Raw genomic sequence first — 13,505 nt, forward strand, 5'->3', positions numbered from 1 at the left:
CAGTCGGCTGGTGAGGGGGTGGCGGATGGGGACGACCGGGGGAACATCCGGAGACGATCGGCACGAGCACGGCTCCGAGCGGGGATCGCCGCACGGGAGCGTGCTCGGCGGCCGGTACGAGCTGCGCGGGCGCCTGGGCGCGGGCGGGATGAGCCTGGTCTGGGACGCCTACGACGTGGCGCGCGGCCGCCCCGTCGTCGTCAAGGAGCTGCGCCCGGGCGGCGATCCGGACCCGGAGGCGTACCGGCGGTGGCGCGAACGGCTGCGCCGTGAGATCCGCGTCCTCGCCGCGACGGTGAATCAGCATCTGGCCACCATCTATGACCTGGGCGAGCGGGACGGCCGGGTCTGGATCGTCATGGAGCGCCTCGACCCGCGCTCGCTGGCGGACCGGATACGCGAGTGGGACGGACGGCCGTACGTGCCCGAGGTCGCCCGGATCGGCCTGGAGGTGCTGCGCGGGTTACGGGCGCTGTACGCGGCGGGGGTCGCCCATCGGGACGTCAAACCGCGCAATATCCTCTTCCGCCCGGACGGCCCCGCGGTGCTGGTGGACCATCTCGGCCTCACCTTCGTGGACGAGGACACGGTGGTCGGAACGCCCGCCTACATGGCGCCCGAGCGCTTCACGCCCTCGCCCCATCCGGCGGCCGCGGAAGCGATGCTCAAGGCGGATCTGTGGTCACTGGGCGTGACCCTGTACGAGGCCGTCGAGGGCGTCGTGCCGTTCCAGGGGGAGAGCGTGGGCGAGCTGATGAGCGCGGTGCTCAACGACCCGCCGCGGCCCATGAGATACGCGGGGCCGCTGCGGCCGTTGATCGAGGGTCTGCTGGTCAAGGACCCGGAACGGCGGCTGACGGCCGAACAGGCCGAGGCGCTGCTGCGCTCCCTGGCCTGGGATGAACCCAGGCCCGCCCCGCCCGCCCAGGCAAGGGCCGCCCCGGCCTCCGCGGGGGCCGCGCCACCGGCCGCCCGGGCGAGTGCGCTGAGCGGCGGAGCCCTCGTCTCGGTCGTCGTCGTGCTGGGGATCCTCCTCGCCCTGTCGGGGGCGGTGGCCCTGCCCTCACTGCGCCCCGGCTCCCTGGACGACGTTCCCGGATGGGTGGGGCTCGGCTGCCTCGGCCTGCTGTGGCTGGCGCTCGCGGCGCGCGGCTTCGCGTCGGCCAGACAGCGGGACCGCCGGGCCCGGTGGCTCGACGCCCTGCGCCCGGATGCCGCGGAGGCGGCCGCCCACCGGCCCGCCGGGCCCTGGCAGGCGCTGCGCGAGGGATATCTGGCGTCCCTGGCGATCCCTCAGCCCCCGGTGCGGCGGGCGCGACGTCCGGTGGAGCGAGAGATGGAGCGGGACATGGCCGACTTCCTCACCGCCCTCGGTCCGCCTCCGCCACGGTCCGCGGCCGCCGATCCCCCATCCCGTCCGGACCGTCCGGGGGAGGCGCCGTGACCGAGAACGCGAGTGAGAACCCCGCCCCGGGCAGTCCCCCGGAGACGGCGGTGCCCTGGGGCGACCGGCTGCCGGTGGAACAGGCCAAGGAGTGGGAGGCGGTCAGGCCCGGCACGGTGGAGTGGATGCTCACCGAGCTTCAGCGGGAACGCGAACACCGCCGCCGCATGGACTGGGTCCACACGGGACTGCAGGCATTCGGCTCACTGCTCGGCGCGGGCACGGTCGTGGCGTACATCTGGGTGGCCACGTACTTCCTCGCCCATGACGCCGCCACCCAGGGCGCGGCCATCCTCGGCGGCGGCACGGCCGCCCTGGTCGGGGGATTCCTCGGAAAGCGCTACGGCGACCGGCGCTGATCCCGTCTCCCGCCGGCCGCGGCAGGCCGTGGCCGCCGCTCCGTCCGGGGAGTGAGCAGGACGCCGCTTCCTTACGTATGAGGGGCAGGGCCTTCGCCGTCCGGGGCCCCGGCTGGATCGACGTAAGGAGACAGGGTGGTGAAGCACATGCGGCGAGGAGTGCGCCGGGTCGTGCGGTTCGCGGCTGTCGGGGCACTGGTCTGTGGCGGGGTGATGGTCTCGCAGGCCGTGCCGGGCGGATCGGCCCACGGGACGACCGGAAGTGACGGTTCGAGAGCCCTGACCGCGCGCCAGACCGACGATGTGGGCGGCCGGCTGGTGTCCGCGCTCGGCACCTCCCGTACGGCGGGCAACTGGATCGGCGCCGACGGCCGTCCGGTGGTCGCGGTGACGGACGACACGGCGGCGGGCGAGGTCAGCCGGGCCGGGGCCACCGCCAAACGGGTGCGGTACAGCATGAAGCAGCTGGACTCCGCGACCGAGAAACTGCGCTCGGCGCCCCGGGTGGCGGGCACCGCGTGGCTGGTGGACCCCAAGTCCAACCAGGTCGTACTGGTCGGCGACAGCACCGTCTCCACCGCCCGCTGGTCGAGGATGAAGGACCTCGCGGCGGAGGTGGGGGACGCGGTGCGCACCCAGCGGACGACGGACTCCTTCACCACCAGAACCGCCGGCGCCTCCCCGATGTTCACCAACGGCAGCCGCTGCTCGGCCGGTTTCAACGTCACCAACGGCCAGACCGGTTTCATCCTGACGGCGGGGCACTGCGGTCCCCCCGGCACCCCCTGGTTCACCGACGGCACCGGCCGCACCAAAATCGGTACTACGGTCCAGACCAGCTTCCCCGGCAACGACTTCTCGCTGGTGCGGTACGACAACACCTCGCTGGACCAGCGCAGTGTGCTGAGTGTCGGTGGCGGCCAGGAGGTGCGGGTCACCGGCGTGGCCGACCCCGTCGTGGGCCAGGAGGTGTTCCGCAGCGGCAGCACCACCGGGCTGCGCTCGGGCAAGGTGACCGGGCTCAACGCGACGGTCAACTACCCCGAGGGCACGGTCACCGGGCTGGTCCAGGCCACCGTGTGCGCCGAGCCCGGCGACAGCGGCGGGCCGCTCTTCGCCCAGGGCGTGGCGCTCGGCGTGACCTCCGGCGGCAGTGGCGACTGCACCAAGGGCGGGGTGACCTTCTTCCAGCCCGTGACCAAGGCGCTGAGCGCGCTCGGGGTGAGCATCCCGGGCGCCAAGGCCCAGAGCGCCAACCCGTCCATCGCCTCCGGCGGCCAGACGGGCGCCGGGCCCGGCACCTCGGGGATCGACGACGGCGTCTCGACGCTCGACGACGTCGTGGCCTACGCCCAGAGCCTCGGCCCCGGCCTGGTGGTCATCGTGGTGGGGTTCGCCGGTCTGCTGTCCACGCTGGCCATCCGGCCCAGGAGCCGCCGCTACCGCCGCTATCCCGCCGGCTGGGGATGAGCCGGTGCGGTGGCGTCCCGGGGCGGCAGCGCGCACACCGCGATGCCCCGTTCGAGAAGGCTGCCCAGGATGAGGAGGCCACCGAGCACACACGCGCTCGTGGCCATCCGGTACGGGGCCCGGCGCCGCACCAGATGGCGGACGACCCGGCCGTCGGGCCCGATCGCCAGGGCCCGCACCGTGGGCCGCGGGCTGGGCCGGAGCCTGCTGACGACGGGCACCGCCGCCCTCCTGAGCGGGGCGGGAGCGCGGTGCAGCAGTTCCACGGCGGGCTGCCGCGGCGCGGCGAGGGCCACCCAGAGGACGCCGTCGGGGCCACGCGTGAGATTGTCCGGGAAGCCCGGCAGATCGCGGATGAGAAGGTCCCGTGTCCCCGCCCGGCGGCCGGTCAGCCACAGCCGGCTGATCCGGTAGGCGCCGCTCTCGGCCACGGCGACATATGACTCGTCGGCGGCGAGCGCGACCCCGTTGGCGAACCGCAGCCCGTCCAGCACCACCTCAGGCCGGCCGCCCGGCCGCAGCCGGAGCAGCTGCCCGGTGGCGGTGTTCTCGACGATGTCGCCGAGCCAGTCCTCCAGGCCGTGGCGGCGGCTGGACACGGTGAAGTAGACCGTGCCGTCCGCCGCGGTGGCGACATTGCTGCAGAACCGCAGCGGCTTCCCGGCCACCGTGTCGGCGACCACCCGTACGGATCCGTCGTCCGGCCCGACCCGCAGCAGTCCGCGCCGCGCGTCGCACACCAGCAGGTCGCCGTCGGGGCAGGGGACAAGGCCCAGTGGCCGGCCGCCGGTGTGCGCGAGCACCTCGGAGCGGATGAGTTCATGGTCCGGGGCCAGCGTCAGCCGCCGGATGGCCCCGTCCGCGGTCCCGGTCAGGATCCGGCCGTCCGTGTCGACGGCGACATGTTCGGGCCCGTGCGCCTCCGGCGCCAGCACCCGCGGATACGGCAGCGGTTCGGCCGCCACGTCCGTGCGGGTACGGGGGCGTATGCGCGGCATGGCTCACACCGCCTTACGGGCCCGGGCGGCCCTGAGGCACCGCGTCATCTCCTCGGCGTAGGGCAGCGCCACGAAGGCGCCGATGCCGAGGCCGATGGCCGCCAGATAGCGGGCGGGCAGCGGGTTGTCCTTGGGCAGCAGCTTCCAGTCCTCGGGCCGGTCCCCGCCGCGCAGCGCGGCACGGACCTGGTCCCAGTGCAGACAGGAGGTGAACGCCATCGCCGACAGCGGCAGGACTTCCAGGAAGCTGTGGATGTGCTGTTCCACCGGGCGCACCTCGCGCTCCCCGGTGGCCAGGCTGACATCCCACAGCGCGGTGGCGCCGTGGGCGACGGCCGCTCCTCCCATCACCGACAGCACCAGCGGATTGACCCGGGCCAGCAGCCCCATCGCGACGGGGATGCCCGCCTCCGTCATCATCAGGGCGTGGATCGCCGACTCCTTGGTGCCCGAGGTCTCCTCGATCCTGGTCCGCCGGTGCATGATCCAGTCCGCCACCGCCGGGACGAACCACAGCGGCATCACCCCGTACATCAGGAACCGCCGATTGGCGTCCTCGACGTCCACGGCGTGGTGCGGCACCTCCAGATCGCGTGGCCGCCGCCACCGCCGCCACGCACGGGCCACCGGCATACGGGAAAGAGTCATCTCGCCTCCAGCACGACGTCGGAGAGGTCGGGTGCCCTCTTCGTATCGCGGACAAACGGCCGCGCGAGGCTTCCACCCGTCCGGCGTGGCGCCGTTGGACTCCGTCACTCACTCAGCCGCTCACCCGGCCGTCACCGTGCCTCGAAGGCGACGATGCGCTGGGCGCCGTCGGCCGCGCCCGGATGACGGCTGGTGAGGTCCAGCCGGAGCCGGGAGGTGCGGACCGGGTCGAAGGTGATGACGGTCGGAGTGCCGGAGGCGGTGGCCCAGTCGACGGACGCGCCGCGCACCGGTACGTAGGCGTGGCCGTTCCACGCGGAGACCTCGATCGAGGCGGGCAGGGTGTGCGTGGCGTCGACGGTGAAGGACACCTCGACGCGGCGCAGCCGCCGTCTCCCGCTCCAGGTCACCGAGACCCAGTCGGCCTTCCGGGCGCCGTCGAAGGCGGGCAGCAGCGCGGTGGCGGGCTTGTGGAAGGCGTTGGACCAGCCGGTGGCCGGATCGCCGTCCAGCATGGCCGCGGGCAGGGTCGTCGGCGCGCCCGAATAGCTCGCGTCGGCGTGTGGACCGTCCGGGGCGCCGGGGCCGGGGTCGGGTGCGAAGGGGGCCGGGCGGGTGACCGGCCGCGATGTCCCGCCGGTGGCGCGGACGGTGGCGGTCGCGGTGCGCAGTCCCGCCGCGCGGGCCGTGATGGTCAGCGGCCCGGCCTTGGTGCCGGAGCGGACGATGGCCAGGGCCTTGCCGTGGAAGGCGGTGCGGCTGCTCGCCTGGTAGCGCTCGGCGCTTTCCTGGCGGCCGTTGTCGACCCCGGCCAGGGAGCCCCCGGTGACCTTGAAGGCGATCAGATGGTCCGCGTCGGGCACCACCACACCGTGGGCGTCCACGACTTCGGCGGTCACGAAGCACAGTGAGCGGCCGTCGGCGTCGACGCTCTCGCGGTCGGGGGTGAGCCGCACGGTGTGCGGGCGTCCCGCCGTGCGCAGCACATCGGTGGCCACGATCCGGCCGCCGCGCCGGGCCACGGCCTTCAGCTCACCCGGTGCGAACGGCACCTGCCAGGTGAGGTGGAGCTTTCCGGCGCTGCCGCCCGGACTGGTGTAGCTGCCGGGGTAGGGGCCGGAGGTGACGGTCTTGTCGTCGCCGGTGGGCTCGGTGGTCTCCAGGTAGGCGCGGCCGTCGGTGGTCTTCTTGGCGTCGAACTCGCGGACCCCCAGCGACCGGCCGCCGAGGAACAGCTCCACGGCGGCGACGTTGGAGTAGGCCCACACCTCCACGGTCTCGCCCGGCTGGTGGCCGGTCCAGTCCATGGGGACCAGATGGACCATCGGTTCGTCGGTCCACTGGCTCTTGAAGAGGTAGTACATGTCCTTGGGGAAGCCCGCGGTGTCCACCGCGCCGAAGAACGACGCCTTCACCGGGAAGACGTCGTACGGCGTGGGCTCGCCGATGTAGTCGATGCCCGACCACAGGAACTGCCCGGCGAAGAACCTCCGGTCCCGGTCCTTCTTCAGCCCGTATTCGCCGCTCATCGTCCAGGAGGCGAGGTTGTTGTCGTAACTGGAGGTCTCGCGCCTGCCGGGGGTGTGGTTCTCGCCCGTGTTGAGGTGCTCGGGCTCCTGATAGGCCCCGCGGGTGGAGGTCTCCGAGGAGGACTCGGACTCGAAGAGGAACAGCCGCGGATAGCGGGCGTGCAGGGCGTCCACCGAGGCGGCGGTGTTGTAGTTGAGGCCGAGCCCGTCCAGCTTGGCGAGCATCAGATCGGCGGGGGAGCCCTCGGCGGGCAGACCGCGGTACTTGTCCGAGCCGATGACGACGGGTCTGGTGTCATCGGCGGCGCGGACGGCGTCGATGAGCCGCTGGGCCATGCCCAGCCCCGCGGCGCTGGTGGAGTCGGGGATCTCGTTGCCGATGGACCACATGACGACGGCGGGGGAGTTGCGGGCGGCGCGCACCATCTCGGTGATGTCCGCGTCGCAGTGCTCGTCGAAGAAGCGCCCGTAGTCGTAGGTGTTCTTGCCGGTGCGCCAGCAGTCGAACGCCTCCACCAGCATCACGATGCCGAGCCGCTCGCAGACCTCGATCAGCTCCGGTGAGGGCGGATTGTGCGAGGTGCGCAGGGCGTTGACGCCCATGCTCTTCATGATGGTCAGCTGGCGCAGCACGGCGTCGGTGCTGACGGCGGCGCCGAGCGCGCCCAGGTCGTGGTGGAGATCGACGCCCCGGAGCTTGGCGTACTCGCCGTTCAGCGAGAATCCGCGGTCGGGGTCGAGGGTGACATGGCGGAGCCCGAAGGGGGTGCGGTACCGGTCGGTGGTGTCCTGGCCGACCCGCAGTTCGGTCTCCAGGACATAGCGCTCCGGAGTGTCGAACGACCACAGCCGCGGCCGGTCGATCCCGAGCTCCTGGGTGGCGGTGCCGGTGTCACCAGCCCCGACGGTGACGGTGGAACGCGCCTGGGCCACCGTGCGCCCGTCGGGGTCCTTGACGGTGGAGACCACGGTCACCGGCTTCCGGCCGTCCGACGCGTTGACGACGAGGGTCCGCGCCCGCACCGTGGCATGTCCGGAGCGCAGGGCGGTGGCCAGGCCGGGGGTGGTGATCTGCGTGCCCCACCGGGCCACATGGACCGGATCGGTGACGACGAGCCGGGCGTGGCGGTAGATACCGCTGCCCGAGTACCAGCGGCTGCTGGGGAGCCGGTTGCGCACCGTGACGGCGAGAACGTTGGGGGTGGTGCCGTCGGTGTGGGCCACCTCGGTGAGATCGAGGGCGAAGCCGGTGTATCCGTAGGGGTGTTCACCGAGGAGCCGTCCGTTGCAGTAGACGGACGAGTCCATGTAGACGCCGTCGAATTCGACGGAGATCCGCTTGCCCGCGAGGGTGCGCGGCAGGGTGAAGGCGGTGCGGTACCAGCCGAGCCCGCCGGGCAGGAATCCGGTGCCGCCGCTGGTGCCGTGGTCGGTGGTGGGGGAGAGCTCGATGCTCCAGTCGTGCGGGACGGCGACCTCGCGCCAGGCCGAGTCGTCGTACGCCGGGTCATGGGCGGTCTCGTACGCGCCGGTCGGGTCGGTGATCCCACCGGGGTTGACGAGGGCGAAGCGCCAGCCGTCCGTGAGCGGGATCGTCCGTCCCCCCAGGGCGCGGGACGCGGTGGCGCCCTGAGCGGGAATGGCCGTGACAAGTGTCCCGGCCATCGGGGCGGCGGTGCCTGCGATCAAAATCGATCTGCGCGTGACCGCCATCGCGATCCCCTTCTCTTCGATTATCTTGTGGAGAAGGGCGCTTGACCGACCACAACAGCCCTTCGCGCAACAGATTCTGACAGTTTTAAACAGGGAACTGTCAAGGGTCCCGCGGGGTCTCAGCGTCCCAGCGCGCTGCTGTCGAGGTGGTGGAGCAGGTCCGCGGGATTTCGGTAGATCTCGTCCGCACCGGCGTCCCTCAGCAACTCCGGGGGGATGCCACCGGACTGCAGCGCGATACACCGCACCCCGGCCTTCACGCACGCCACGACGTCCCACACGGTGTCACCGACGAAGACGGCGTCCCGGGCCGGCACCCCGGCGCGCTCCAGAGCCTGCTCGACCGGATCCGGCGCGGGCTTGCCCTCCTCGACGTCGTCCGAGCTGAGCGCGGTGCCGATGGCCTCGTCGGCGCCGATCGCGGCGCGCATCGAGGCCAGTTCGTCCTGAGAGGCGGAACTGGCCAGCACCAGGTACCAGCCGCGCTCCGCCAGGGTGCGCAGCAGATCCGCGGCGCCGTCGAGAGCGGGCAGCCGGGGGAAGTACTCCGCGTACAGGGTCTTGTGGGCGGTGCTGATCCGTTCGTCCTGCGACCGGTCCCGGTCCTCGGGCAGCAGACGGTCCATGAGCTTGTCGGAGCTCATGCCGATGGTGTGGTGGATCTCCCGCATCCCCACCGTGTGCCCCGCCTGCCGCATCGCCTCCCACCAGGTGACGGTGTGCAGGTAGTTGGTGTCCACGAGTGTGCCGTCCACGTCGAACAGTGCGGCCCGGCGGCCACGGGCGTCCTGGTCCGGGGTGCGTTCGCTGCTCATCGTGTCCTCCCGGTCGAGTCGTACGACGACGAGGTGGCCCCCACCCGCGGCGGGGGCCACCTCCTCGGAAAGGGGCTGTCCGGCCCTCAGTAGTCGTAGTGGTGGTGATGCCGGTGATGCTCGGACTCTTCGACCACGGGGGGCGCCACTGCGGTCGGCTCGACGACACGCCGGCGCTTGTACACACTCACATACGCCGATGTGCCGATGATGCCGACGGCCATCAGGATCAGACCGACCAATTGGACGTTGAAGCCGCTGGCGTTCCAGTCGGTGGCGAAGGTGAGAATCCCTCCCACCGCGATCATCAATATGCAACCGCCGAGGCCCATCAGTTCTGCCTCCGTACATGAGTTCGCTGTTGTGGGCTGGTCTTCACCGAGTACCCAGGCCCGCCGGTGCCAATCTCACGCCCCGCGGTCCTCCCGTTCCACGGCCGCCACCGTCTCGTCGAGCGCCTGGCGGTCCTCGCGCGCCTTCGCCCGGTCCCTGGCCGAGGCGTCGGTGACATCGAGAAAGATCTGGTCGGCGTGCGGCCAGATCTCCGCCATCGCCGTCTTGACGCGGACCAGGACCTCCTCGACCTCCTCGCTGTCGAGACCGGGGAAGAGATCGACCCGGGCCGCCACCAGCGTGGAATCGTTGCCCAGACGCATCGTCAGCAGACTGGTCACGGTGTCGATCTCCGGCTGCCCCTCGAGGAACCGGCGGAGCTCCCGGCGCTGGACCGGATCGATCGCCTCGCCGATGAGCTGCCCGCGCGACTCCCTGGCCAGCCGGTAGGCCACATAGACCAGCAGCGCCCCGATCAGGAAGGAGGCCGTGGCCTCGTAGACCACCTCGCCGGTGACCATGTGCAGCCACATGCCGAGCAGGGCGAACACCACACCGAGACAGGCCGTGGAGTCCTCGGCGAGAACGGTGCGCAGCGTGGGGTCATCACCCCTGCGCAGTTCGGCCGCCATGCCACGGCCCGCCTCCCGGGCGTGCCCGCGGACCTGGAACAGCGCCCGGACCAGCGAGGAGCCCTCGGCGATGAGCGCCAGGCCCAGCACCCCGAGGCCGACCAGATAGCCGCTGTGGTCCTCGGAACTGCCCGCGCTCAGCGCCTCGGCGCCCTGGAAGAAGGAGAAGCAGCCGCCCATGACGAAGATCCCGACGGCGGCGAGCAGCGCCCAGAAGTAGCGCTCCTTGCCGTAGCCGAAGGGGTGCTGCTCGTCGGGCGCCCGCTTGCTGCGCTTGAGGGAGGCGAGCAGAAACACCTCGTTGAGGCTGTCCGCGACCGAGTGGGCCGCCTCGGACAGCAGCGCGGGGGAACCGGCGAAGACGCCGCCGATGGCCTTGGCCAGCGCGATGACCAGATTGGCGCCGAGCGCGACGAAGACGGTGACGGCGGTCCGGGCGTCCTTGCCCCCCTGGGTCTCGGGCCCGTCCGGCTCAGGCCGGCTGTCCAGTGTGTCCAACGTCTCCGGTACGTCCGGCGTCTCCGGTGCGCGCGAGGGCTCCGGTGCACGCGAGGGCTCCGGTGCGCGTGAAGGCTCCGGTGGGTCCGGTGTATGCGGCGGGCGCGGTGTCCCGTGCTGGTCGGAGGGAGGTGTCGAGGAACGGCTCATCGGCGGGAAACTCCGTAGGCGGAAGTCCGTGCCGTCCTGGTGGCGCTCTCCGCCGGGGGCGGCCGGACGGCCTGTCCCCCTTGCGGGTGTCCCGATGCCGGGACCTCAATCGTGACATGCACATCGTGACACGCCCCGACGACGGAGCGCGCCCCGCGGGAGCCATTCGGACCACGGGGCGCGCTCGGATCGGGTCAGTCGGTCGGGTCAGCCGGCCGGAGCGTTCGGGGAGGCGGGCACCTTCGGCAGCTCGCTGAAGATGTCGAGCCCCATGACAGCCGCGATCAGCAGACCGATCACGCCGAGCGCCACCGCTCCCCAGGCCACCGCGGTCACCCAGGGTGCCCCGGTCGTCACGGGCCGCCGCTGCCGCAGCAGCACCACACCGGCGATCACCACGGCGGCCAGCGCGAAGAGCCCGTTGACGAGAGCCGTGGTGTGCCACGGAGTGCCGTACACCGTGGCGATCTGATCGGCGGCCGCCCCGGACTGGGCCTTGATCTGGCCGGTCAGCTGCTTGCGCTCCTGCAGCATGGTGCCGAGCCAGGTGCCGGAGAGCGAGGCGAGCCCGAGGCCGGCGCCGACGACCGCGGCGGCGCCGGGGACGACGCTCGGCGTGCCGGCCGGGGGAGGGGTTCCCAGGTCGTCGGACGTTTCCTCGAAGTCCGGTGCTTCCTGCGGGTCCGCAACAGCGTTCGGGGCGCCCTCGGCCGTGGTCTCCTCGCCCTCCGCGGGCTGTGCTGCGGTGTCGGTCGGTTGATCGGTCTTGGTGGTGTCCATGTGCCGCAACCGTACGGACCGAAGATGAAAACCCACTGAGAAAGCGATGTCCTTCGGCCGGCGGCACCGGCCGGGTGGTGGCCGGCCGGCCCGCATACGCTGACCGAAGGGTCTCATCCGATGGCCGGGGGCCCTTTCGCTGTACGACGGGAGTACCCCGTGGTCTCCTCCACCTCTGGCGACGGCGCCTCCAACGGCGGGGCACGGCACCGGCTGCGCGCATGGCTGCTGGAGGGCCTGACCGACATCGCCAAGCGCCAGCCCGGCCCGCATGCCGAGCCGGAAAGCGCACACCACGGCCGGCCGTGGTGGCGGGTCATGTGCCTGACCGGTCTGGACTACTTCTCCACCCTCGGTTACCAGCCCGGTATCGCCGCCCTGGCGGCCGGGCTGCTCTCCCCGCTGGCCACCGTGGTGCTGGTGGTGGTGACCCTGGTGGGCGCGCTGCCGGTGTACCGCAGAGTGGCCGAGGAGAGCCCGCACGGCCAGGGCTCGATCGCGATGCTGGAGCGGCTGCTGACCTTCTGGAAGGGCAAGCTGTTCGTCCTCACCCTGCTGGGCTTCGCGGCCACCGACTTCCTCATCACCATCACCCTTTCCGCCGCCGACGCCACCGCCCACCTGGTGGAGAATCCGCATCTCACCTCGACCCTGCACGGTCATGAGGTGGCCATCACCCTGATCCTGGTGGGACTGCTCGGCGCGGTGTTCCTCAAGGGGTTCACCGAGGCCATCGGGATCGCGGTGGTGCTGGTCGCGGCCTATCTGCTGCTCAACGCCGTCGTGGTGGCGGTCGGGCTGTGGCATGTCGGCACCGCGCCGCATGTGATCCCCGACTGGTCCCGGGCGCTGGTCGCCGAGCGCGGCAGTCCGCTCGTGATGATCGGTGTGGCGCTGGTGATCTTCCCGAAGCTGGCCCTGGGCCTGTCCGGGTTCGAGACGGGCGTGGCCGTCATGCCGCATATCGAGGGCAAGCCGGGCGACACCCCGGAGCGCCCCGCCGGACGTATCCAGGGCGCCAGGAAGCTGCTGACCACGGCCGCGGTGATCATGAGCATCTTCCTCATCACGTCCAGCTTCATCACGACCCTGCTGATCCCGCAGCGGGAGTTCGAACCCGGCGGCGGGGCCAACGGGCGCGCCCTGGCCTATCTCGCCCATGAGTACCTGGGCTCGGCCTTCGGCAGCGTCTATGACGCCTCCACCATCGCCATCCTCTGGTTCGCCGGCGCCTCGGCCATGGCCGGACTGCTCAACCTGATGCCCCGCTATCTGCCGCGCTACGGCATGGCGCCCCACTGGGCGCGCGCGGTGCGCCCGATGGTGCTGGTGTTCATCGCCGTCGCGTTCCTGGTGACCTGGATCTTCAGGGCGGATGTGGACGCCCAGGGCGGGGCCTACGCCACCGGTGTGCTCGTGCTCATCACCTCCGCCGCCATCGCCGTCACCATCGCCGCCCGGCGCGCCCGGCAGCGCGGCTGGACCCTCGGCTTCGGCGTCATCGCGGTGATCTTCCTGTACACCACCGGGGTCAACGTCGTCGAACGGCCCGACGGCGTCAAGATCGGCGCCTGCTTCATCGCGGGCATCCTGGCCGTATCGCTGCTGTCCCGGGTCGCCAGGGCGTTCGAGCTACGGGTCACCAGCGTGACGTTCGACCCCCTGGCCGAGCGGTTCATGCGCGACACCGCCCACCGCAGGATCCGCTTCATCGCCAATAAGCCGGAACGCCGCGACCTGGCCGAATACCGGGAGAAGCAGCACCAGATCCGGGAGGACAACGACATCCCGCCCGAGGACGACATCATCTTCGTCGAGGTCACCGTCGCCGACCCGTCCGAGTTCGAAAGCGAGCTGCAGGTGTGCGGAGAGGTGGTGCACGGCCGCTACCGCGTGATGACCATGCAGAGCGCCACCATCCCCAACGCGCTGGCCGCAATGCTGCTGTGGGTGCGGGACGCCACCGGGCAGCGCCCGCACATCTACTTCGAGTGGACGGAGGGCCATCCGCTGGCCCACTTCCTGCGCTTCTTCCTCTTCGGCCAGGGAGAGGTCGCCCCCGTCACCCGTGAGGTCCTCCGCGAAGCCGAACCCGACCGCGGCCGCCGCCCCCACGTCCACGTCGGCTGACGAGGT

11 protein-coding genes are annotated in these 13,505 nt (G+C 71.7%); 4 read left to right on the plus strand and 7 right to left on the minus strand.

Going from position 1 to position 13,505, the window contains the following annotated elements; genetic code table 11:
* Positions 1 to 25: 25 nt before the first annotated feature.
* From J8403_RS40965 to J8403_RS40975, 3 genes are all read left to right on the plus strand, one after another.
* Positions 26 to 1,444, plus strand: a complete 1,419-nt coding sequence (locus J8403_RS40965; protein WP_211127615.1) for a serine/threonine-protein kinase — start codon at positions 26 to 28, stop codon at positions 1,442 to 1,444.
* Positions 1,441 to 1,803: a hypothetical protein gene (locus J8403_RS40970; RefSeq protein WP_014058130.1), complete on the plus strand. Its 363-nt coding sequence runs from the start codon at positions 1,441 to 1,443 to the stop codon at positions 1,801 to 1,803. Before J8403_RS40965 ends, J8403_RS40970 begins: the two co-directional genes overlap by 4 nt.
* Positions 1,804 to 1,941: 138 nt before the next feature.
* Entirely contained in the window at positions 1,942 to 3,273 is a 1,332-nt protein-coding gene (locus J8403_RS40975) for a S1 family peptidase (protein WP_425519921.1), read from the plus strand.
* Here J8403_RS40975 and J8403_RS40980 read toward each other — a convergent pair.
* The 7 genes from J8403_RS40980 to J8403_RS41010 form a co-directional block, all read right to left on the minus strand.
* The gene (locus tag J8403_RS40980; protein ID WP_211127617.1) at positions 3,252 to 4,271 is read right to left on the minus strand and encodes an SMP-30/gluconolactonase/LRE family protein; all 1,020 of its coding nucleotides are present in this window, start codon (positions 4,269 to 4,271) and stop codon (positions 3,252 to 3,254) included. The two genes, J8403_RS40975 and J8403_RS40980, sit on opposite strands and share 22 nt — an antisense overlap.
* Before the next feature lie 3 nt (positions 4,272 to 4,274).
* Entirely contained in the window at positions 4,275 to 4,919 is a 645-nt protein-coding gene (locus tag J8403_RS40985; RefSeq protein ID WP_211127618.1) for a diguanylate cyclase, read from the minus strand.
* Between the two features lie 131 nt (positions 4,920 to 5,050).
* Positions 5,051 to 8,161, minus strand: coding sequence for a glycoside hydrolase family 2 TIM barrel-domain containing protein (locus J8403_RS40990; protein WP_211127619.1), 3,111 nt, complete (start codon positions 8,159 to 8,161; stop codon positions 5,051 to 5,053).
* 119 nt (positions 8,162 to 8,280) lie between these two features.
* Positions 8,281 to 8,976, minus strand: a complete 696-nt coding sequence (locus tag J8403_RS40995; RefSeq protein WP_211127620.1) for an HAD family hydrolase — start codon at positions 8,974 to 8,976, stop codon at positions 8,281 to 8,283.
* A gap of 86 nt (positions 8,977 to 9,062) precedes the next feature.
* Complete coding sequence (locus tag J8403_RS41000) at positions 9,063 to 9,308, minus strand: hypothetical protein (RefSeq protein WP_211127621.1); 246 nt, start codon at positions 9,306 to 9,308, stop codon at positions 9,063 to 9,065.
* Between the two features lie 75 nt (positions 9,309 to 9,383).
* The gene (locus tag J8403_RS41005) at positions 9,384 to 10,589 is read right to left on the minus strand and encodes a cation diffusion facilitator family transporter (RefSeq protein WP_211127622.1); all 1,206 of its coding nucleotides are present in this window, start codon (positions 10,587 to 10,589) and stop codon (positions 9,384 to 9,386) included.
* A gap of 207 nt (positions 10,590 to 10,796) precedes the next feature.
* Positions 10,797 to 11,369, minus strand: coding sequence for a hypothetical protein (locus J8403_RS41010; RefSeq protein ID WP_211127623.1), 573 nt, complete (start codon positions 11,367 to 11,369; stop codon positions 10,797 to 10,799).
* A 120-nt stretch (positions 11,370 to 11,489) separates the two neighbouring features.
* On the opposite strand from J8403_RS41010, the gene J8403_RS41015 reads away from it, so the two are divergent.
* Positions 11,490 to 13,499 (plus strand): APC family permease, encoded by a 2,010-nt coding sequence (locus J8403_RS41015; protein ID WP_246586235.1) that lies wholly within the window; start codon positions 11,490 to 11,492, stop codon positions 13,497 to 13,499.
* The last annotated feature ends 6 nt before the right edge of the window (positions 13,500 to 13,505 follow it).

This window comes from Streptomyces yatensis (assembly GCF_018069625.1).
Lineage (GTDB): Bacteria > Actinomycetota > Actinomycetes > Streptomycetales > Streptomycetaceae > Streptomyces > Streptomyces yatensis.

Bases quoted from the DNA above. Each gene is read 5' to 3' on its own strand.
- J8403_RS41005 (WP_211127622.1), bottom strand. From the start codon at position 10,589: ATGAGCCGTTCCTCGACACCTCCCTCCGACCAGCACGGGACACCGCGC.
- J8403_RS40995 (WP_211127620.1), bottom strand. From the start codon at position 8,976: ATGAGCAGCGAACGCACCCCGGACCAGGACGCCCGTGGCCGCCGGGCC.
- J8403_RS40985 (WP_211127618.1), bottom strand. From the start codon at position 4,919: ATGACTCTTTCCCGTATGCCGGTGGCCCGTGCGTGGCGGCGGTGGCGG.
- J8403_RS40965 (WP_211127615.1), top strand. From the start codon at position 26: ATGGGGACGACCGGGGGAACATCCGGAGACGATCGGCACGAGCACGGC.
- J8403_RS41000 (WP_211127621.1), bottom strand. From the start codon at position 9,308: ATGGGCCTCGGCGGTTGCATATTGATGATCGCGGTGGGAGGGATTCTC.
- J8403_RS40990 (WP_211127619.1), bottom strand. From the start codon at position 8,161: ATGGCGGTCACGCGCAGATCGATTTTGATCGCAGGCACCGCCGCCCCG.
- J8403_RS41015 (WP_246586235.1), top strand. From the start codon at position 11,490: ATGGCCGGGGGCCCTTTCGCTGTACGACGGGAGTACCCCGTGGTCTCC.
- J8403_RS40980 (WP_211127617.1), bottom strand. From the start codon at position 4,271: ATGCCGCGCATACGCCCCCGTACCCGCACGGACGTGGCGGCCGAACCG.
- J8403_RS41010 (WP_211127623.1), bottom strand. From the start codon at position 11,369: ATGGACACCACCAAGACCGATCAACCGACCGACACCGCAGCACAGCCC.